Source organism: Enterococcus sp. DIV1208, from assembly GCF_050530455.1.
Lineage (GTDB): Bacteria > Bacillota > Bacilli > Lactobacillales > Enterococcaceae > Enterococcus_B > Enterococcus_B hirae.
In genome coordinates, this window is record NZ_CP172887.1 from 1,322,011 (window position 1) to 1,342,145 (window position 20,135).

Sequence of the window (20,135 nt, forward strand, 5' to 3'; positions counted from 1 at the left end):
GAAGATAGCGTATCCTTTATTTACTTGTACAGATAGCAGGGAGGAAACAAAATGAGTCGGATGGATCGTTATAAGAACATCCATAAAAAAGCAAAACCATTAAAAAAAGAATCAACCGGTTTTTTTAGACGTGAACGTCAAAAGGACAAAGCGTTGAATGATCCAAGAGATGAAGCTACTCGGATCTATCAACCTGATCAGGATTCTTCTTATTCTTCCAGAGAAGGACAAGCTAATGACTATCAAACCCCTTATTCCTATGCAAAAGCAGGAAACAAAAAAGGATTTAATCAAACGAAGAAAAATTTTTTTAAGAGGAAGAAAGAGCCAAAAAAAGTTCGTCCAAAAAAGAAACGTTCGTGGGGGAAAATCATTTTAGGCATTATTCTATTTTTATTCTTATTTTCAGTCATTTCCTTTTTTGTCGGGAAATCCATGGCAGAGCATGATACCAGTTTGCCGAGTGTTACAACGGAATCATTTGATGGTGTACAGTCTTCGAGTGGCGCACATAATATTTTGATATTAGGTAGTGACACTAGAGGTGAGGATGCTGGTCGTGCAGATACGATCATGGTGTTACAGTTAGATGGACCTGCTCATAAACCAAAATTGATCTCATTCATGCGTGATAGTTTTGTAGCAATTCCAGGAGTTGGTCAAAACAAGATCAATGCAGCTTATGCATATGGCGGTGCTGATCTGGTCCGTCAAACCATCAAAGAAAATTTTGGACTTGATTGCCAGTATTACGCAAAAGTCGATTTTAAATCGTTTGAAAAAGTGGTCGATGCATTGTTTATGAATGGTATCAAGATCGATGCAGAGAAAGATTTGAATCTGGATGGTGTCGATATCAAAAAAGGTGTCCAAAAAATGGATGGTCATACACTTTTACAGTATGCACGTTTTAGAAAAGACGAAGAAGGCGATTTTGGTCGAGTAAGACGGCAACAACAAGTCACGAATACGATTTTTAGTCAGCTAAAAAATCCCCTAAACTTGATTCGTGCCCCTTACGCTGCCGGAAAAGCCATTGGTTATACCTCAACGGATGTTTCATCATTCTTTATTATCAAAAATCTCTTGTCGATTGCTCGAGGTGTCGGTGGTGTGGATCGCTTAAGTGTGCCTGTTGAAGGTTCATGGAACTTCGGAAACAGTAGTTATGCCGGAAGTATTTTGGTGATCGACAATGACGCCAATCGTGCAGCAATCAGTGATTTTTTAAGTAAATAAATGGAAGAAAAGAAATAGGAAGTTACTCTCTGTAATCATCTATTTCACTTCGTTTAGGTAAAAGTCCTCCATTTTTAATAGGTGGACGATTCAACACTTTGGATTTTCACCAATTGTAAAAGCTAAGTTCATAAAACGACTGTTAGACAAGGGTCTTCAGTCGTTTTTTTCTTTTGAAAAAATAGTTTTTGGGTTGTCATATGCGAATGTTTGTTCCATAATAAAGAAGTCTGTTCTAAGACTGAGAATCATGGAGGGGATAAAATGAAAACTGTTATACTGGCTGAAAAACCTTCCCAAGCAAAAGCTTATGCTGAAACATTTAAGAAACGAATACGTCACGAAGGGTATTATGAGATCGTTGACCCGTTGTTTAGTGGGGAAGTAACGATTACTTATGGATTCGGTCACTTAGTGGACATGGTCCCTCCTGGTGCATATGAAGAACGTTGGAGTAAATGGTCCTTAGCTAACTTACCAATTTTCCCAGAAACCTTCCGCTATGAAGTGCCGAAAGAAAAACAAGCACAATTTTCAATCGTCAAAAAGGAATTACAATCAGCGGATACGATCATTATTGCGACAGATGGAGACCGTGAAGGAGAAGCCATTGCTTGGTCGATTATCATTCAAGCACAAGCCTTCACCAAAAGCAAAAAGTATCAACGTTTGTGGATCAATTCGCTGGAAAAAGAGGCGATTTATGAAGGCTTTAAAAACCTTCGTCCAGGCGAGAGCTATTTTCCTAAATATAAAGAAGCGAAAGCTAGACAGAATGCGGATTGGTTGATCGGGATGAACGGGAGTCCATTATATAGTCTCTTACTGCAACAAAAAGGGATCGATGGCAGCTTTTCTTTAGGACGTGTCCAAACGCCAACCCTATATATGATCTATCAGTTACAAGAAACGATTAAAAACTTCAAAAAAGAACCATACTATGAAGTAGAAGCGACGATCAGTTGTGATGATGGACGGTTTACAGGGAAAATCGATCCCAAGCAGAATTTTAAAACCCTCGAAGCGCTACATCAAGTAATTGAAAAATCAGGCGCGCATTTAGGGAAGCAATCAGGACAGATCTTATCGGTCATTAAAAAAGAAAAACAACTAAGTAGTCCACGTTTATTTTCTTTATCTAGTCTCCAGACAAAAATGAACCAATTGATGAAGGTGAGTGCCAAAGCGACATTAGATGCTGCCCAAGGGCTCTACGAAAAGAAATTTTTAAGCTATCCTCGGACAGATTCTACTTACATTACTGAAAATGAACATCACTACTTGGTGAAAAACTTAGTACGTTATAAAGATTTTTTAGGGATCAGCAGCGTAGAGACTCCTGAAACATGGTCGAAAAAAAGATATGTTGATGCGACAAAAGTCCAAGAACACCATGCAATTATTCCAACAAAAACGATTCCTTCCAAGGAACGTTTTGCGCAATTATCACGTCTGCAACAAGCCATCTATTTACAAGTAGCGAAAACGACTATGGCAATGTTTGCCGAAAATTATGTATATGAAGAAACAACGATTTATACTGGTGTCCAAGAACTTCGCTTAAAAAGTACAGGGAAAATTCCAATCAAAAAAGGGTGGCAAATGATCTTAGCAACCAAAAGCAAGCAGAAAGAAGTCCAAGTATTACCAGATGTGGTAAAAGGTCAGGTGGTCGGCGTTGATCTGAAAAGTATTCAAAAAGAAACCCAACCACCAAAACCATACAACGAGGGAACACTAATCACTGCGATGAAAACGGCAGGGAAAACATTGGATGATGAAGAAGCACAGGAAATCTTAAAAGAAGTTGAGGGAATCGGAACAGAAGCGACTCGAGCCAATATTATTGAAAATCTAAAGCAACGTTACTATATCGAGGTCACTAAAAATGAAATCACTGTTACGGCTAAAGGAATCACTCTTTGTAAAGCGGTCGCTCAAGAACCTTTGTTGACTAGTGCGGAAATGACTGCTCAGTGGGAAGGATACCTCAAAAAGATCGGTAACAATGAGGGCACACCCGAAGTCTTTTTAGCAAATATCAAAAAATTCATCCTTCATTTACTCGAATCCGTGCCAAAACAACTGACTTCAGTCGATTTATCTGAAGAAATCACTGGAACGCGCCAAATCAAAGCGCTGGAGAAGAAAAATGATCAACTAGGCAGATGTCCAAAGTGTAAACAAGGGATCGTCATGTTGTATCCAAAAGTAGCAACTTGTACCAATGCTTCCTGTGATTTTAAACTTTGGCCAACGATTGCAAAGAAGAAGCTGACGAAAACGATGATGCGGGAATTATTGTCTAAAGGTAAGACTAGTAAAGTAGTTAAAGGGTTGACTGGCAAAAAAGGGAAGTTTGATGCGGTACTAGAACTAAAAGCAGATTATTCGATCGGTTTTTCTTTTCCGTGGATGGAAAAATCAGGAGAAAAAAATAAAGAAGAAAAATAATTATTCCGAAAAGTGTTGGTTTATTTATCCAAAAATAACATACGATTTATAAATAAGGAGTTTAAGCGTTTGAAAAAAGTTCATTCATTGTTAAATTATTTGATGGGAACGATCACGATTGTTGCTGTTTATCAAGCATTATTAAAATATCCAGAATATGGTACGAAATTATTGTCTATCACGAAAGATCCTACGGCTTACTCACCTACACTGCTACTATCAACACTAACAGCTGGAGCGAAAAGTGCCACATACTTTTTACACAAAACAAGTAGTCTGTTGAAACGAAAGAAACAACGTAAGCAATTACTGATGGTCATCGCAGCACTAGTAATCATTTACTTTCTACCCGTATTGACACAATTATGGCATCAGTATTTTGGTTGATTACCGGAAATAAACCACATTCGCAGTTATAATAGAGCATAATGATTCACTTTGAAATTTCTTTATCATAAAAGTATCATGATAAATTAGTAAAATATATAACTAAAGATCTTAGAACACATTTGTGTTTTAAGATCTTTTTCTATTGGAAATGCTAGGTTAAGTCCGTTTATTATCAAGGAATTAAGCTCACTTACTTATAACATCAATGAATATGTCGGTTATTGATTTGTTAGTGATTATAAGATTTGAACATTAGATGTTTAAGAATGAAAATTGTCGTTTTAGACAAGTTAACAGCTAAAGCTCGCAGAAGTGGGTACGACAATTCATAAAAAATTAGAGAATAACAAGTTATTTCTTGTGGTGCTTTTTATTTCTATTTATGGAAATTAATGGATTATTTCTCACTAATAATAATTATAAAATAAAAGCGCATTAAAAAATCTTTTGTTTCGACAAAATCTTATATGCCAGACATTTAATAAGGTTAAAAACTAAACAAATGATTATTTTTTATGCAAAAAATAACATAAATAGGAAGGTGCAATCATTATGCCGGAAACAAATAATCAAATCGAGGGTTCAACGTTAACGAAAGAGAAAAAACTCAAACGAAGTATGTAAGAGCCGATACCCTAGCGGACATCAATCAGCGATTACAATATTTTGAAATTATGGAAAAGAAGGATTAGATAGAAAGTAAACCTTGGCCTGAGGTGGATGTTGATAGCATACCATCGTTAAAGAAGTTAACAATAGTAAAAGATCCAAACCTTCACAACGATAAAGACCCAATCTATTACGATTACGACAAAAGTGCTCTTTATAAGTTAGAGATTAACGATCGCGGGAAAGTCCAAAAAGCTTATTTGCTTACTAATAAACACCTTGATAAACAACTTCATAAAAGCGATCTTGCATTAAACGATATCAATAAAAGTATAAAATTGAATTTATTTCCTGTACCAAAGTTGTTTTCCGGATTGGAGTGGACACAAAAAGGGGAAATAGAAAAGAAAGTGGCGCATTTTATTGAATTCCAAAAAATGATTGCTCATAAAAATAGAAACAAAGATGTATATACACTTTTGTTGAAAGATACCAATTTGTATTTAGTTGATCATAAATCAAAGGTGGCTATGAAGGTTGCCGCTAATGTCAATTTTGAAGATGGTAAGATCAAATCAGATAATAAAATACTCTTATCCAACTTATCGCATAATGAAAATATGAAATGGCCAATATCTTCATACAAAGCTTCTAAAATTTTTGAAATAGCAAAAATAAACCAATCGAGGAACATCGCTCAAACAAGAAACTCTTTAGAAGGTTTAACAATGCACGCATAAAACTTCACTAAAACTGAAAAAAATGTTCAAAACCAAACTCAATCCCTTACTAAAAATAGTCCAAAAAAGACACGTATGGCTCCGAATCTTTCCGACAGACCTGTGGGAACGTCTAGATAAAATGATTATAGTATTCGGATTTATTGCATTATAAAGAAGAACGAGAGTTTCTTATTAAAAATGCATTAAATAAAGTATATTTTTAGATAGGAAGATGTAATCACTATGGATAATATAAATATTCGAAGTGAAGACCCCACGCCAACAGGTGAGGAGCAACTGTATAACCGGCTAAATTTTTCTGAGGAGCAAATCAAAGAAGACCAACAACAAGCAACGCATGAATGGATTAAGGGAAACGATCATATATTTTTGAATGATCTTATTTCAAAACATAAAAATGTTTTCTCCGAATTACCTAATAATATAAAAATACCAGGCGAAAAAATCTATGGGATTCATCATCGTGAGCCAGGGGATAAACTATTATACTTACACCAAGGCAAACTCTATTACATAGAAAATTTGAACCAATTTAAAGAAAAAGGAGAAGCTTATGTAATTGCTGAGGATGTACGTTATCGAAAAAACCGCTTGTTCCAAGCAAACAAAAAGTTTAATATCTACCAAAATTTAGTTACTAATGTAAAGATGAAAAAAAATAAGACAAATGGTGCTCATACGATGTTTGTTCATCCGGATTTAGTGTGTAGTATCATCAGAAATAATGAAATTTTCCAAGAAGCAAAAAATAGCAAAGGGGTAGATCGTAGAATAACGCAACCAGATCAAAATTATATTGGTAAAGGACTTAAGATCGGGATTCCGAAGTATACATCAAGTAACCCCAAAATGACTGTTCAATTAATGTTGTACAAAGGCAGTCTTTATCAAATTGATCCTAAAAATAAACAGTCAAAATTTCTCGCAGATAAAGTAGAACGTCGAGGTGTTCATTTTTTCAAGAGAAATGAGCAAGGACTGAGAGTGGAACTATTTCAAGGTTATGTTGAAATAGCTCAAAAAAATAATTTTTTAAAAAAATATTTTAAGAATAAAAAAAGAAATAAAACTGAAACAATCCATATGGAATCGCATACTCTAGGGAAGATTAATCAGAATTTGCAAGATTTTGAAACTATGGGAAAGAAAGACCAGATAGCAGGTCAACCATGGTTGGAGGTGAATCCTAATGGCTGAGTAAAAATGAACCGGTAGTATATTATCCATTAGATGCTAAAAACAAGAGCGGTTATGACAAAGACGAGCCATTACTATATTTTGGGAACAATAACCTATATAAGGTTGATCATGAAAAGGGGCGGGCGACCCTAATTGCTGAAGGAGTGCAGGAAATTAATCGAAGTTTTGTATGGAACGATGTGGCACTTCTAAAAAATTTACCGAAAGAATGTGGGGAAAATCAAGCCGTAAGAGTCGATGAAAAATGTTTAGAATCGATTCGAAAAGTAGTTGATATAGTTAAAAGAAAACAAAGTTTGGAAAATAAACTAGAAAACAATATTGAACAAGCTAAGGCAAGATATGCACAAACATCTCCCAGTTTAACTTTGGCATCAGCAAACCATACTAATATAGACAGATAAAAAACTAATGTTCCTTGATTATAGTATTTCTTTTAAGATTAAGTTGAATTGTTGCGTAATAATGATGTAATTGGATTCTTAAAACAACGTGAATTATTATCATAAATCAAAGGCATATTTAACAGTCTATAACCCCATATAATCGTTCTTACACTTTAAAGGTATATTAATCAACTGATAAAACACTACTTTCTAGGATACATCTATCAATCATTGCTCTAACAAAATATGGATAGATAAATTCACATCAAAATCTATTTTTGGTGTGAATGATTTCTAGATAGCTTTAATTCTAAATGGTTTATGCATGCGTATATATATATATATAACTGATTAGTTGAACAAGAAAAGAATCGTTTTTATACTATCTGGCAAAAAGAAATAGAATAAATAGCAAGAAGAGAGGGTTTGCGGCTTTTTTAAAGGAAGGAGATAAAAATTTTATATTTTAGTTTACATAATATATATTATACAAAGTAGATTCGAAGTGAATTAAACCCCCATCAAACCAAAATCAAACTAAAAAGATAAAAAAATGACTCTTTCGAACCATTGCAAAATTTTAAAATTATTTTGTATTATAAAATATCAATTAAATCGTGTTTGACAAGATTTAAACACGAATAAATTTTTTATCTGTCTATATTAGTATGATTTGCAAAAGTCCATATCCATAATTTACAAAATTAGAAACAAAAACTCCACAATATTCACATGTGACATTCTCTACAATAAAACAATCATAATCTTTACATTTCAATTTCATACAAGTCACTCCTTACTAACGATCAGATCAACAGCACTCTTATAATTCTCGATCATTTGTTTGTGTTGTTTTGTCATGCGTTTACGTCCGTTAGCAATCAAACCAGCGACATAACAACCTGAATCATTACAACACTCGTCTAAGACCGCTAATGACACCGATACTTGTTTTTCTACCCAGTTTTTAGTTCTATAAAGCGTCATTTATCCGAAAATCAATTAGCAATAAAATCGTTGGACAAGCTAGCATACACAGAGTTGATACAATTTAGAGAATAAATCTAGTTTGACAGTATAACCGAAGAAACAATAAAAAGAGTAAAATAAAAAATAAAGAAAGAGCGACTAATCTATATGTCTAGTTGCTCTTTCTTTATTTTTATTGTTTATGTATGAATTCTATCTTTCTAAGAAAGAACCTTCTGATTTTTCTTTGGAAGGGTTTTTATTGATTGCTTTATCCTGTTTGTTTTCGGAAAGTTTCTTGACTTTCCTCATAGCTCTGATTTCATCAAACTTTTTTGATTGATTTCGCATTTTTTTAATGCTGTCGTCATAATCAGGTTGTATTGGACCAGGTCCATTTATCCAAACACGTTGCGTTTCATTGAATAGAGAAAAAAGTTTTACCCACGCTTTATTTTCTTTAGACAATTCTTTTTTTGGGTTTGAGTTATCTTGGTAAGACAGTCCTGCTAGTGCTATTTTAAGAGCGTCTTTATATCGAATTTTTTTTTGAGAGGATAATATTTCTGAAATATCTGATCCTGCTTCTTTAATAAAGTTTTCGTAATTTTCTTTTCGATCTCTAAGGAACAGGCCTTTAAAGTTATCTTTATTTAAATTTTTGTGCATTTCGTTCATTTCCTGAAGCAACATTTTTAAACGTTTACTATGTTGGTCGTCTCCAAGCGTTTCTATCTTGTTTAAGACATCTAAGTTTGTTTTTTTATTTCTAGAAAAAATATTGCTTGATACTATTGGAGGATTCCCACCATTTTGTTGCAAAAATTGATTTATACGATCTTCGATATCTTGTTCGTTAACAGGACTTGCAGTTTGTGATTCTTGTTCGCTAACAGGATTTGTAGGTTGTAATTCTTTCATTTTTTTCTTCCTTTATTTTTATTTGTAATTATAAATAAGAAAAACCAATAATGGGGTTTCTTGTTTTCCCCTGAATTAGAAAAATTAACATAAAATTAAATCCCTGCCGATCTAAATGAAACAAAAAATGTATCGTATTTCTGATATAGCATTTCTCTATTATACACTGTAGGGATCAGTGCACCATTATTATACAAGTAGCGAGTCACTAAAAATTGATTACATTGTATACATTATGCCAAGTAGATCCTTAACATAATAAAAATTCACTCTGTTGTTCGTCCACATTCTGCCTTTTTTTAGAATCATTTTTATCTATAATTTTTTCATATTCGTTTTTTCCAGAAACATATCCACCGTCTGCTCTATGTAACATCCCCTCATATAAAATCAAAGATACATGATCAACGTGGTACAGATCCGGCCTACGCCCTTCAAGTGCGTTTAGTTGATTCATACGGCGCTGATGACGTTTAAATTTAAATCATCTCCTTAAATTTTTACATTATTTTTTCAATTGTTTATCTCATAAACCGACCTTACAGGTTTACCTATTGATATTATAAGAAGTCTGTGAAACGGGAGAAGCTATATTGGTGTCAGATCCAGTAGTTTTATCAATATTGTGTCTTGTCTCGGGCGTGACATTTGTAATAATGCCTGCTCGTCCATTCAAATGATACAGAGATTTATTTATCATAACGGACTGAGAATTCCCACTGCTCAAGATATTGTCAGTCTCTAAACCATTTGCTGAATTTTGTACACTCTTTCTTTCCGCTGACTTGCGGATAAGTTCATTTAAAAAAGATTTGTAATGGCTGTTAGTTTGGGGATTAGGTTGTGTTTTTTCAGAGTATCTTTCTGTGGTGCCCCATCCAGTATTTTCATCCATGTCTAACTTATTCTTTTTAAGGGACTCCCCTTTATTATTTAGAGGCTGAGACTGATCTTCTTGTTTCTCCGATGAACTTGATTGAGACTGAATGATAGTTGAATAAATAGCTTTTTCCGATTTCTGTTTAACTCTTCCTTCAAGCAAGCCAACTAGCTCTGCATCTATCATCTTCGATTGATCTTTGTCTAAAGTATTTTTCTGCCCATCAGATACGCTTCTTAACTCCTGAGTATTCTGCTTTTCCATATACTATCTCCTTTCATTTATCTAGTAATTTTACCAGTCATCTTCTATTCTTTTTAGTTGAATAAATAGTTGTTTCCGGTTTCTGTTTGAATTTTCCTTCAGGCAAGCCTACCAGCTCTGCATATATCATCTCCGATTGATCTTTGCCAAAAGTATTTTGTTGTCTATCAGATACGGTTTGCTCTGTATGTATAGAGTGAATATCTTGTTGAACTGCAGATTCTTCTAATCCGCTTCTTGAGTCCTTAGTATTCTGCTTTTCCATATACTATCTCCTTTCATTTATTTAGTAATTTTACCAGTCATCTTTTATTCTTTTTAAGCTGATTCTGCTCTAAATCAATTACCTCTTTCATTTTTTTATTGTTGTTTCAAATGCATTTCCCAAAAAAGTTACCTAATATGCTACCATTTTATTACAATTCACTTTCTACTAGAGAACTATTTTTTCTAAAAAAAAATTAAAAAGGAAAACGAGCAAAACGCTCATTCTCCTTTTTTTCATTCAATTATCTCACGGTGTTTAATACGTTTCTTTTTTTCTTATTTATGTATGAAGTCTATCTTCCAACTCTAGGTGGCAAAGCTGGTGGTCTATCCATATTAGGGGTAGAATGCGACAATGGAACAGATGATTTTGAGCCTCCCATTATTTGTTCAAATGCCCGAGGCGTTCTATTCATATTATGAGTAGAATCTGGTAATATAGCAATTTCTTCTTTAGATTTTCCTCTTATTTGTTCAAAATTCCGAAGAGTTCCTTGTTTAAGTTGTTTATCTAACTCTTGCAATTGTTGTATATAACCCTCCTTGTTTGACGATGCTTCTTTAGTACGTTTTTCTATAGTTTTTATAAATTTTTTTATATCTCGGTATTCTTTTCGTTTAGAAGGATTAAATCTATCCATACCTTTTAGTCGCTCAAGCCTCACTGTCATGGTACTATAAAAATTTTCTTTAGCACTTGCCCCAGCAATTTTTGAACGTAATTCAATTTCTTTTTTTATCAACTCAGCATTATCTTTAGGCATTATAGTACTTATCTCCTTTTTCTAGAATAAAATAATCATAAGTGAAGAAAGAATATTTATTGCATCTAATTTAAAAAAATAATCTTATTCTGCTCTAAATCAATCACCTCCTTCATTTTTTTCTTGTTGTTTCAAATGCATTTCCCAAAAACTTTACCTAATATGCTACCATTTTATTACAATTCACTTTCTCCTAGAGAACTATTTTTTCTAAAACAAAAATAAAAAGGAGAATGAGCATTTTGCTCGTTCTCCTTTTTTTCATTCAATTATCTCACGGTGTTTAATACGTTTCTTAATTCATTGACAGATTGTTTAAACATTTGTTCTTCTTCTGGTGTAATTGATAATTCAATAACTTCTCTTACACCCTTTTCATCAACGATGGATGGAACACCTGTAAAGATATCTTTCACTCCATATTGACCAGATAAATAAGCAGAAACTGGTAATACAGCTTGTTCATTGTTTAATACAGCCTTGACAATTCGTGCTGTACTCATACCAATTCCATAATAAGTCGCTTTTTTTCGATCGATGATTTCATAGGCAGCATTTTTAACTTTATCAGCAATGATATCTAAGTCCTTTTCGTCGATTCGATGATCTTTTTCGACAAATTCCATGATTGGTTTTCCGCCAACTGTTGTATGGGACCAAGCTGCTACTTCAGAATCGCCGTGTTCACCTAAAATATAGCCGTGAACGCTACGAGGATCGACAGAAAGTTTCAAGGCAATTTCTTTTCTAAAACGAGTTGTATCTAATGTTGTTCCTGTTCCGATTACTCGAGAAGAAGGTAACCCTGATTCTTTCCACGCAATGCAAGTCAAAATATCTACTGGATTAGAAGCAACAACTAATATTCCGTTGAATCCTGCTCCCATGATTTGTCGAACAATATCCTTCATAATTCCAGCATTTGTTTTCACTAAATCTAAACGAGTTTGTCCTGGTTTTTGGTTGATACCTGCTGTGATTACTACTAGATCGGCATCGCTGCATTCGCTATAATCACCTGACCAAACAGCAACATTCTCTTCGCCCCATGCCATACCATCTAAAAGGTCTAAAGCTTCCCCTTCCGCTTTTTCTTGGTTGACATCGATCAAGACTAATTCATTCGCAATTCCTTGATTGATCATGGCATAAGCAATACTTGTTCCCACAAAGCCTGTTCCAACGATCACTACTTTTCTACTGGTTTTTCTCATGTTGATACACGCTCCTTTTCATCTCATATGTTATTTTCATGAAAATTATAGTTCTGATAGAAACATTTTTCAATATAATGATATTTATAGTTACTATAATATTTTTTTATAGTTATGGCAAAAAAACAGATTATTAGTAAACTAACAATCTGTTCAAAGTAAAATAAGATCTATTTCATTCGTTTATATTGGCTTTGCTTAGAAGCACCTTTTGAAGATCCGCTTTTATTTGCAGGCTTATCGGACATTTTTTTACTTAATAACAACATCAAAATAACAAATAGAACGGCTCCACCTAAGAACAAATACATATAATCTGATAAATAAGTCGTGAATAGACTTATGAAATCGGTTTGTCCAAGCACACTCGAATTGATTAACTGTAACCCAAAATTTTCCATATATTACCTCCTAATGTTTAGCTGAGAAAAAATTATTCTCATAAATAAAGCATAATACAAAGAAGGTAAGCGCAGACACCATTTTTTTCTAAAATCGGAAAAATAGTTTTTGGATAAAAAAAGACAGCGTAAAAGCTGTCTTTTTCATAGGATCACTAGCAACTGACAAATCTATTTTTTAGTATCTTTTTTAGATGTCAATTCTTCAAATTTTTCTTTTACTTCTTCCGCTAATTTTTCCACTTCTTTTTCAAAAGCATTCGGTTTCTTTGGTTCTTCCTCTTCAACCGAATTAGAACCAGATAAAGCGACATCCTTGACTTCGCCAGAGTTTGTGCCAGATAACGATTCTTGTTTGTTTTCTGTTTCACCAGAATTTGTCCCTGCTAATGCTACTTCATCATCGGTTTTAGGCGCCATCGAACCTCTTAAACGTTTGCCTTTTTCGCCGTTATAATTTGTCATGAGAATTCCTCCTTACAGTTATTTATTTTATAGTACATAAGAACAAAATAACTGTCAAAACATGAGGTGTCCTCCCCATCATATTTTAATGGTTTTGTTTTTTTGGTTCTCATCAATCTTTGCTTAATCCTTCAGAATGATTATAAACAGCGAATGGTTTATTTGTTTGCTTGCGCTTCTTTTTCCTGGATCTCTTTGATCCCTGTTTCTAAAATGTTCATTTGTAGAAGTGTTTCTTCGTCTTTCACTACTTTTTCGGCTCCGTTTATGAGCGTTTCATAGACTCCCTCATAGACCCGACTATAGTCCCCTACTTCAGAAATCACTTTTTCCTCATGGTAGTTTCCATTTTGGTCCATATAGGTAAGTGTGCCGTAGTGTTCTGGTAAATCAATACCAAAATCTTGATGGTCCGGGAAATAAAATAGTTTAAGATGCTCTTCTTGTCGATCTTTTGTCTGTTTTACAAACATCCCTTTCTTCCCATAAACCACAAAGCTTGGGCGTTCCTTAATACGAAAATAGCTTGATTTGACAGAGATTTTCATTGTTCCATAATAAAAATCTAAATCGAAATAATCATTCATTCGTCCCGTTCCTAATAATTGGCGCACATCATAGTGGATGTCATCTGGTTCGCCAAAGTAAGAAATTACTTGATCTACTGTGTGACAAGCATGACCGTAGAGATAACTATTGACTGTTGAAAATTCTGTTGCCGATTCAGGAACTTCAGGTCTGAAATAATCATAATGCATCTCAATTTCTAAAATATCGCCTAATTTTCCACTTTCCAACACTTTTTGTACGGTCAAGAAATCAGAATCAAAACGACGATTTTGATAACACTGGATAAATAAATCTTTTTGCTTCGCTAGCTCAAATAACTCTTTCGCTTCTGCAGAAGTTTCAGCAAACGGTTTTTCTACCAGGACATTTTTTCCATGCTCTAAGGCTAATTTAGCATATTCATAATGAAATTGGCTCGGAGTCGTAATGACAGCTAGTTGGATTTCTGGATCGTTCCATAGATCTTCCAATTGATTGGTGTAATGGATATCCTCAAATGTTTCCCAAGTGGGTTCTGAACGTGAAAAGATCGTTTTGATTTTGATCTTATCTTTTAGTTTTCGTGAAAAAGGTAAATGATAGCGGTTGGTACTTTTTCCATTTCCTAGATAGGCAATTGTTAACATACGTTTTCCTCCAATTTTTGTTTTTAACTACTATCAGTATAAATGACTGGTCCCTTTAAAAGTTAATTTGAGCGCAGTTAGAAAAAAATGTTCAAGAAAGTGCTCTTTTTAAGTGAATAATCGACAGGTATGTTTAACCTACACAAAAAATAGTAGTCAAAAAGAGGGATATTCAGTAAGATGGATGAGGAAGGTGAGCATATGTTAATCGAAGACCAATTGATACGACAAGAAGCATTTACAACAACAGAAAAAAGAATTGCTGATTATCTCAAAGCAAATAGAGAAACAGCTGTTTATATGACGATCGAGGAATTGGCAAAAGCGACGTATACTTCGCATTCAGCCATTATTCGCTTATGTAAAAAATTGAGTTTTTCTGGTTTTAGAGAATTTCGTTTTGAATTTGGTCGTGAAGTCCATCAGATGAAAGCCCAGTTCAATCAAATCATTGATCCAAACTTTCCTTTTACTGATCAAGATGATAGTCAATCGATCGCTAAAAAAATGGCCGATTTGTCGATCCAATCTATCAAAAAAGCACAGCTTCAATTGGAGAAACAGTCAATTGATGCGATTGCCACAGCATTGAATCAAGCGAATCGCATGTTTATTTTTGCCAAAGGGGATTCTCAAATCACAGCACGCAAATTTCAAAATAAACTAATCAAGATCAATAAATTTTTGATATTAGCTGAAGAGTATAGTGATTCTTCTTGGAATGCAGCTAATTTAACGGAAAAGGATTGTGCCATCTTTCTAACTTATAGTGGAAGGATTCACCATTATGAAAAAATTATGATGCATTTAAACCATGTGGGTGCTAAAACTGTATTGATCACTGGAAATGAACATTCAGAAATGGCAAAACAAGCAACGATGAAACTCATCGTTACGCAAGATGAATTAGATTTTGCTAAAGTGGCAACATTTTCCTCACAAATTGCCTTCGACTATGTTTTAAACACTCTTTATTCCGTGATGTATGCACAAAACTATCAAGAAAACATCCAGAATCTCAAACAAAAACAAGACTTGATCCAAAAAGGTTTGTTGAAGGAATATCGCCATTAGAAAACAGTTGTTTATTACCGTATGTCAAAGCCAATAGAGCGCGCTTCATTCTTTTTGTTATGATAAAACTTGAAACTAAAAATCTACAGACCGAGTACTGCAAAGATTGAGGTACTCGGTCTGTAGATTAATTTTGTTCTTTTTGCTGGATACATTGTGCAATCAAAGCACCTAGCAAGTGATAGCCTAACTTCGAAGGATGCAACCCATCGTCTTGCAAGTAAAGTGTTGGGTCCTCAAAAGATTTTTCATAATGATAAAAATCAATAAAACTTACTTTGTTCTCATCTGCTACTTCTTTTGCGATCTGAGTATACTCTACTAAGATCTCAGGAATTGTTTGGGTTTTGATCTTTTCATCAACGTAACTAGGCCCTATTAAAATCACTTGGCTATGTTTAAAAAAGTTGATCAATTGTTCCAAGTTTTTTCGATAGTTTTTTTGGTTATCTCTTTGATTGATTGCATCATTAACGCCAACATTAAGAACGACGTAGTCAGCTGTACGTTCATCTTGGGGAAGTTGAGACAATCGTTCAAGACTGCTTGTCGTTGAATCGCCTTTTTTTCCTAAGTTAATGATCTTAAAATCAGCTTGTCCTAAAGCTTTTAAGGTCGTTGATAACGCATGGTCCAATGCATGGACGACCTCCCCCTGGTACAATCCAGCAGCAATGCTATCACCAAATAGTATAATTTTCTTCATCTGTGTCATCCCTTTTCTTTTCTTACAATAAAAATTCTATCACGGAGAATCAAAAAGGAAAAATCGTTGCTCTCAACTATAAGAACTTTCTATCGAAGGTTTTTATTTGGTTATCGATGATGACACAAAGAAGTATCGAAGTGTTTTTCTGAATACGGACACTACTTACCAGTTAAAAAGAAACGGCTAACAAATGAATCGAGTGGATTCAAGATTCACTTCGTTCGGTTTTCAAACCTTTTTGCAGCCATTTTACCTTGTAACGATAATCTTGCAACAACTCATCAGTAGTCCAGTCATTCGCAATGTAATCCGTCAATGAATTGATCACAAGATCCATGACAAAATATAAAAAGCTAATCGCTTCTTCTTCCGAAGTAATGTGAAAGCCATTTGCCTTCAGTAACTTAAACCATTCCTTTAATCTTCCTGATTCAGCAGAAGGCTTGGTTCTTTGGTGCTTGGTAAAATCATCACTTCTCGTTAAAAAGCGGATGGCCTGCCAATAACTACTTTTTTGTTCCAGCTCACTACACCACGCAAGGTAATTTTCAATTCCTTGAAAAAAGTCTTGCTTGTTTTGACTGATATATTTCAAAATATCTCGATGGATTTGAATCGAATAATACTGGATCGTGTAGGTATAGGCATCTTCCAAGTCTTCGAAGTACTTATAAAAGGCCCCTCTTGACATAGCCATATCTTCGACAATATCTGCAACTTTTACTTGGCTAATATGTCGAGCTGAAAAATTTTCAAGTAAAATTTCAATAAGCCGTTGTTTCTTCTCATTGGGCAGATTAAGAAAGGTCGATTTAGGCATCCCACCCCTCCGTTTCTTCGATCAAATCACCATCTTTCATTCGGTAGACACGATCGCTCCATTTGATCATCCGAGCATCATGTGTAACCATGACTGTTGCTTTTTGTTTTTCATGTGCTTCTTTGACAAGTAACTTGACTACTTCAAAGGCATGATCTGTATCTAAGCTAGCGGTAGGCTCATCTGCTAAGATCAAACTAGGGTCATTGAACAACGCACGAGCAATTGCTACACGTTGTCTTTCTCCACCAGATAAATCTCGAGGATAGCTTTCTTTTAGATCATAAATATCTAATGATTTCAATAAGTCATCAATCACTGTTTCGTTTTGTTTCTGATGGCTGACTCGATCAACTAAATAAAATTGTTCTTTGACCTTTAGAAATGGAATCAAATTAGAACTTTGTAAAATAAACCCAATTTCTTTAAAACGTAAATCGGCTCTTTTTTTCTCAGATAAATCGGAAAAAGACTGACCATTAATGGCGATTTCTCCAGAAGTAGGTGTTTGTAGCCCACCGGAAATGGTTAAGAAAGTACTCTTTCCTGAACCAGAGGGACCGATGATGCTGACAAATTCTCCCTGTTTGACATTAAAATTAATTCCTTTTAGTGCAGTCACTTCAGTATGTCCACTACCAAAAGTCTTGACGATATTTTTCATCGTTAAAATATTCTTCATTTTTTACCCTCCTATGGCGGTGATTGGGTCCACTTTTGTGATCGTGCGTATTGAGAAGACGCCGCCTACAACTGCTACAACGAGTAAGACCCCACTATATAGCAACCATTGTGTCCAAAAAATAGCGAATGGCATCGCACTTGGTAAAAACAAGCTAGTTAGATAAGCAGCTAGAACTGCTAAGGCGACACCAATGACTCCAATAACAAATGACTGTGCAATCAACGATTTAGCAATAAATGAATTGCGAATCCCTTGAGCTTTCATTACGCCAAAGATCGCCGTTTTTTGTAAAGTGATGACATACATAAAAATGCCAACCACTGCTGCTACGACAAGAAACAAGAAGTAAACCATTGCATTTAGTGTCATATTTTGTGCAGAATAACCTGGAAGACTTTCAATAAAATCAGGAATCGTCAGTTTTTGTAAATCTTTTGATGCGCCATCTTTATCAATTGCAGCTGATTGTTTGGTCACGATCGCATTGATCGGCTTTTTGTCATCTGAAGCAAACGGTTGGGCTCCATATTTTAATTGTGTCCAAGTTTCTAGATCTGTATAGATGACTGGTGAGACCGTATAATAAGTGGCAGGAAAAATTCCAACGATCGTAAATGCTTGGTCATCGCTACCGATTTTGATTTGATCTCCCAACTTATATTGATCTTGTGCCAGATTTTGGGAGATAATTATTTCATTTTTCTTATCAAACATCCGACCATCTGTGATTTTAGGTAATAAAAAGGCATCGTTAGTCGTACCAAAGACTGTCACGTTTTCTTTGTTTTTGCCCTTGATTGCTCCACTGAATAAGCCAATCGGTGCTTTTTCTTTCGCATTTACTTGATCAAGGTCACCTCTTGTCAATTGAGATGCTGCAAACACTTGATTAGCATCTTCGGACAAAACGATTTCTTGAGCACCCCAATCATCAATCGCTTTTTTAAATTCTTCTGCTAATCCACTTGCTAGACCTGATAGCATGAAAACGACATAAGCAATTAAGAACATGATACCGATAATGAGTCCGTATCGTAGTTTTGCGTATTTCATTTCTTTCATTGCTAAAAACATTACTTTCCCTCCTACATTTTCCTTTTTCGATAGTGACATTTTGTCACTGTAAAAAAGTATAGCGCAACAGTGACAAAATGTCACTAAACAAAACTCATGAAACAATTCGTTCATACTACAAGATCATTGTCTTTCTGTTTATTGGTTACAGTTTTTCTTATAGTTGGCGATGTTACTATATATATGAATCATGAGCAAATAAACGTTGGTATAAATAGATATCAGTAAAAGGAAATAGAAGAAAAACGAAAAATAAGCTACAATAATAAAATAGAACACCAGTTTGAACAAAAAGGAGGTTCTTTTATGGATCAAAAAACACGAAAACACATTCAAGAAAAGTTAAAACAACGCATCGCACAGCTTCCTCCTATTTTCCAAGAATTTTTAAAAGAAAATCAAAAAAAGCTTTCATTAAGCAGTCGTTATGAATATGCAAAAGATTTTCATTTATTCACGGATTATCTTCACGAAGCTTTAGATCAAGAGATCACAGATGAAGTTATTCTTCGTCTTGAAAAACAAGACTATTTAAATTTTTTAGATAAAGTCTATCAGCATACTCGTTCGTTTCAGACCACAGCTGATCAACAAACAAACCAGTTATTTAAAAATAGCTATTATGGTCTTTCACGAAAACAATATTCGTTAAATCATTTTCTACGGTTTTTGTATCAAAAAGGGTTATTGACTGAAGAAATATCTCTATTAGGAAAAACGCTTCCTGAAACTACTGCTGCAGCGCCTCGATTCATAGACGCCTCTTTGTTTCAAGACTTTGAGCATCTGTTTATTCCTATGAATGGCTTTAACTCTTCACGAGAAGCACGCTTTGAAATAAGGAACCGACCAAGAAATTTAGCGATCGCAGCTATTCTTTTATATTGCGGGTTAAAGATCCATGAAGTCGTTGAATTAAAAAGAAAAGATATTGACTTAAATAAACAAATCATTCATCTTAGCCGTAAAAAAAATCGGCTTAATCAGTCGCCAATTCCCAATGAAGCACTGCCATTCATTAAAAACTATTTAGCAATAACTGATACTGGGACAGGACCTGATTCTTTTGCTTTTCGTTCATCTCATGACCAGCAAATCTCTCCACGGACGATTCGCCAAATACTAAGTAAAATCACTGTATATAAAAATATTTCGCCAGAATTATGTCGTAAAACTTACGGGTACTACGTTTCCCTTTATTTTGATGATCTGGATATCGTCAATTTCCTTTATGGTAATCGTTATATCAATGAACATTCATTTGAAGAAGTCCAACAAAAGATGTTAGAGTTCTCTTACAAGGAAATAACAAGTAATAAAAAATGAAATAACGAAATATAATTCATTTTTTCACAAATAAAGCTGTTTTTTATTTAGGGTTTGTGCTAAGATTATAGCTGAATTTGCAAAG

21 protein-coding genes are annotated in these 20,135 nt (G+C 34.4%); 8 read left to right on the forward strand and 13 right to left on the reverse strand.

What is annotated here, in order from left to right; genetic code table 11:
* Positions 1 to 51: 51 nt before the first annotated feature.
* The 6 genes from IGK91_RS06120 (at position 52) to IGK91_RS06145 (ending at position 7,039) form a co-directional block, all read left to right on the forward strand.
* Positions 52 to 1,239, forward strand: coding sequence for an LCP family protein (locus IGK91_RS06120; RefSeq protein ID WP_181934259.1), 1,188 nt, complete (start codon positions 52 to 54; stop codon positions 1,237 to 1,239).
* Positions 1,240 to 1,503: 264 nt separating this feature from the next.
* On the forward strand, positions 1,504 to 3,693 hold the full coding sequence (gene topB / locus IGK91_RS06125) for a type IA DNA topoisomerase (protein WP_010737556.1): 2,190 nt from the start codon (positions 1,504 to 1,506) through the stop codon (positions 3,691 to 3,693).
* A gap of 102 nt (positions 3,694 to 3,795) precedes the next feature.
* Positions 3,796 to 4,080 carry a hypothetical protein gene (locus IGK91_RS06130; RefSeq protein WP_174270245.1) on the forward strand — a complete coding sequence of 95 codons (285 nt, stop codon included), beginning with the start codon at positions 3,796 to 3,798 and terminating at the stop codon, positions 4,078 to 4,080.
* 719 nt (positions 4,081 to 4,799) lie between these two features.
* Complete coding sequence (locus IGK91_RS06135; RefSeq protein WP_240187582.1) at positions 4,800 to 5,432, forward strand: hypothetical protein; 633 nt, start codon at positions 4,800 to 4,802, stop codon at positions 5,430 to 5,432.
* Positions 5,433 to 5,657: 225 nt separating this feature from the next.
* On the forward strand, positions 5,658 to 6,632 hold the full coding sequence (locus IGK91_RS06140) for a hypothetical protein (RefSeq protein WP_181934260.1): 975 nt from the start codon (positions 5,658 to 5,660) through the stop codon (positions 6,630 to 6,632).
* Positions 6,633 to 6,778: 146 nt separating this feature from the next.
* Positions 6,779 to 7,039: a hypothetical protein gene (locus IGK91_RS06145; RefSeq protein ID WP_081122763.1), complete on the forward strand. Its 261-nt coding sequence runs from the start codon at positions 6,779 to 6,781 to the stop codon at positions 7,037 to 7,039.
* 771 nt (positions 7,040 to 7,810) lie between these two features.
* Here the strand turns inward: IGK91_RS06145 and IGK91_RS06150 are convergent.
* From IGK91_RS06150 to IGK91_RS06190, 9 genes are all read right to left on the reverse strand, one after another.
* Positions 7,811 to 8,008, reverse strand: a complete 198-nt coding sequence (locus IGK91_RS06150) for a hypothetical protein (RefSeq protein ID WP_123874784.1) — start codon at positions 8,006 to 8,008, stop codon at positions 7,811 to 7,813.
* 195 nt (positions 8,009 to 8,203) lie between these two features.
* Entirely contained in the window at positions 8,204 to 8,911 is a 708-nt protein-coding gene (locus tag IGK91_RS06155; protein WP_034866599.1) for a hypothetical protein, read from the reverse strand.
* Positions 8,912 to 9,458: 547 nt separating this feature from the next.
* On the reverse strand, positions 9,459 to 10,055 hold the full coding sequence (locus IGK91_RS06160; protein WP_010737560.1) for a hypothetical protein: 597 nt from the start codon (positions 10,053 to 10,055) through the stop codon (positions 9,459 to 9,461).
* A 37-nt stretch (positions 10,056 to 10,092) separates the two neighbouring features.
* A complete protein-coding gene (locus tag IGK91_RS06165; protein ID WP_034866597.1) occupies positions 10,093 to 10,320 on the reverse strand; it encodes a hypothetical protein in 228 nt (75 codons plus the stop codon).
* 295 nt (positions 10,321 to 10,615) lie between these two features.
* On the reverse strand, positions 10,616 to 11,086 hold the full coding sequence (locus IGK91_RS06170) for a hypothetical protein (RefSeq protein WP_010737561.1): 471 nt from the start codon (positions 11,084 to 11,086) through the stop codon (positions 10,616 to 10,618).
* Positions 11,087 to 11,355: 269 nt separating this feature from the next.
* The gene (locus IGK91_RS06175) at positions 11,356 to 12,300 is read right to left on the reverse strand and encodes an L-lactate dehydrogenase (RefSeq protein ID WP_010719177.1); all 945 of its coding nucleotides are present in this window, start codon (positions 12,298 to 12,300) and stop codon (positions 11,356 to 11,358) included.
* 170 nt (positions 12,301 to 12,470) lie between these two features.
* Positions 12,471 to 12,701 (reverse strand): hypothetical protein, encoded by a 231-nt coding sequence (locus tag IGK91_RS06180; protein WP_010719176.1) that lies wholly within the window; start codon positions 12,699 to 12,701, stop codon positions 12,471 to 12,473.
* Between the two features lie 171 nt (positions 12,702 to 12,872).
* Entirely contained in the window at positions 12,873 to 13,166 is a 294-nt protein-coding gene (locus tag IGK91_RS06185; protein WP_010737563.1) for a hypothetical protein, read from the reverse strand.
* Between the two features lie 158 nt (positions 13,167 to 13,324).
* Entirely contained in the window at positions 13,325 to 14,362 is a 1,038-nt protein-coding gene (locus tag IGK91_RS06190; RefSeq protein ID WP_081122759.1) for a Gfo/Idh/MocA family oxidoreductase, read from the reverse strand.
* A 201-nt stretch (positions 14,363 to 14,563) separates the two neighbouring features.
* On the opposite strand from IGK91_RS06190, the gene IGK91_RS06195 reads away from it, so the two are divergent.
* Positions 14,564 to 15,436, forward strand: a complete 873-nt coding sequence (locus tag IGK91_RS06195) for a MurR/RpiR family transcriptional regulator (protein ID WP_034866593.1) — start codon at positions 14,564 to 14,566, stop codon at positions 15,434 to 15,436.
* Between the two features lie 127 nt (positions 15,437 to 15,563).
* Here IGK91_RS06195 and IGK91_RS06200 read toward each other — a convergent pair whose 3' ends face one another.
* The 4 genes from IGK91_RS06200 to IGK91_RS06215 form a co-directional block, all read right to left on the reverse strand.
* Positions 15,564 to 16,142, reverse strand: a complete 579-nt coding sequence (locus tag IGK91_RS06200) for an SGNH/GDSL hydrolase family protein (protein ID WP_034866591.1) — start codon at positions 16,140 to 16,142, stop codon at positions 15,564 to 15,566.
* Positions 16,143 to 16,350: 208 nt separating this feature from the next.
* Positions 16,351 to 16,965, reverse strand: a complete 615-nt coding sequence (locus tag IGK91_RS06205) for a TetR/AcrR family transcriptional regulator (RefSeq protein WP_081122758.1) — start codon at positions 16,963 to 16,965, stop codon at positions 16,351 to 16,353.
* Complete coding sequence (locus tag IGK91_RS06210) at positions 16,958 to 17,647, reverse strand: ABC transporter ATP-binding protein (RefSeq protein ID WP_010737568.1); 690 nt, start codon at positions 17,645 to 17,647, stop codon at positions 16,958 to 16,960. Before IGK91_RS06210 ends, IGK91_RS06205 begins: the two co-directional genes overlap by 8 nt.
* A gap of 3 nt (positions 17,648 to 17,650) precedes the next feature.
* Positions 17,651 to 18,724, reverse strand: a complete 1,074-nt coding sequence (locus IGK91_RS06215) for an ABC transporter permease (RefSeq protein ID WP_034697946.1) — start codon at positions 18,722 to 18,724, stop codon at positions 17,651 to 17,653.
* A gap of 306 nt (positions 18,725 to 19,030) precedes the next feature.
* On the opposite strand from IGK91_RS06215, the gene IGK91_RS06220 reads away from it, so the two are divergent.
* On the forward strand, positions 19,031 to 20,050 hold the full coding sequence (locus IGK91_RS06220) for a tyrosine-type recombinase/integrase (RefSeq protein ID WP_010737570.1): 1,020 nt from the start codon (positions 19,031 to 19,033) through the stop codon (positions 20,048 to 20,050).
* Positions 20,051 to 20,135: the final 85 nt, after the last annotated feature.

Bases quoted from the DNA above. Each gene is read 5' to 3' on its own strand.
- IGK91_RS06165 (WP_034866597.1), bottom strand. From the start codon at position 10,320: ATGGAAAAGCAGAATACTAAGGACTCAAGAAGCGGATTAGAAGAATCT.
- IGK91_RS06205 (WP_081122758.1), bottom strand. From the start codon at position 16,965: ATGCCTAAATCGACCTTTCTTAATCTGCCCAATGAGAAGAAACAACGG.
- IGK91_RS06195 (WP_034866593.1), top strand. From the start codon at position 14,564: ATGTTAATCGAAGACCAATTGATACGACAAGAAGCATTTACAACAACA.
- IGK91_RS06150 (WP_123874784.1), bottom strand. From the start codon at position 8,008: ATGACGCTTTATAGAACTAAAAACTGGGTAGAAAAACAAGTATCGGTG.
- IGK91_RS06170 (WP_010737561.1), bottom strand. From the start codon at position 11,086: ATGCCTAAAGATAATGCTGAGTTGATAAAAAAAGAAATTGAATTACGT.
- topB (WP_010737556.1), top strand. From the start codon at position 1,504: ATGAAAACTGTTATACTGGCTGAAAAACCTTCCCAAGCAAAAGCTTAT.
- IGK91_RS06215 (WP_034697946.1), bottom strand. From the start codon at position 18,724: ATGTTTTTAGCAATGAAAGAAATGAAATACGCAAAACTACGATACGGA.
- IGK91_RS06220 (WP_010737570.1), top strand. From the start codon at position 19,031: ATGGATCAAAAAACACGAAAACACATTCAAGAAAAGTTAAAACAACGC.
- IGK91_RS06190 (WP_081122759.1), bottom strand. From the start codon at position 14,362: ATGTTAACAATTGCCTATCTAGGAAATGGAAAAAGTACCAACCGCTAT.
- IGK91_RS06130 (WP_174270245.1), top strand. From the start codon at position 3,796: ATGGGAACGATCACGATTGTTGCTGTTTATCAAGCATTATTAAAATAT.
- IGK91_RS06160 (WP_010737560.1), bottom strand. From the start codon at position 10,055: ATGGAAAAGCAGAATACTCAGGAGTTAAGAAGCGTATCTGATGGGCAG.
- IGK91_RS06155 (WP_034866599.1), bottom strand. From the start codon at position 8,911: ATGAAAGAATTACAACCTACAAATCCTGTTAGCGAACAAGAATCACAA.
- IGK91_RS06210 (WP_010737568.1), bottom strand. From the start codon at position 17,647: ATGAAGAATATTTTAACGATGAAAAATATCGTCAAGACTTTTGGTAGT.
- IGK91_RS06180 (WP_010719176.1), bottom strand. From the start codon at position 12,701: ATGGAAAATTTTGGGTTACAGTTAATCAATTCGAGTGTGCTTGGACAA.
- IGK91_RS06120 (WP_181934259.1), top strand. From the start codon at position 52: ATGAGTCGGATGGATCGTTATAAGAACATCCATAAAAAAGCAAAACCA.
- IGK91_RS06200 (WP_034866591.1), bottom strand. From the start codon at position 16,142: ATGAAGAAAATTATACTATTTGGTGATAGCATTGCTGCTGGATTGTAC.
- IGK91_RS06185 (WP_010737563.1), bottom strand. From the start codon at position 13,166: ATGACAAATTATAACGGCGAAAAAGGCAAACGTTTAAGAGGTTCGATG.
- IGK91_RS06175 (WP_010719177.1), bottom strand. From the start codon at position 12,300: ATGAGAAAAACCAGTAGAAAAGTAGTGATCGTTGGAACAGGCTTTGTG.
- IGK91_RS06140 (WP_181934260.1), top strand. From the start codon at position 5,658: ATGGATAATATAAATATTCGAAGTGAAGACCCCACGCCAACAGGTGAG.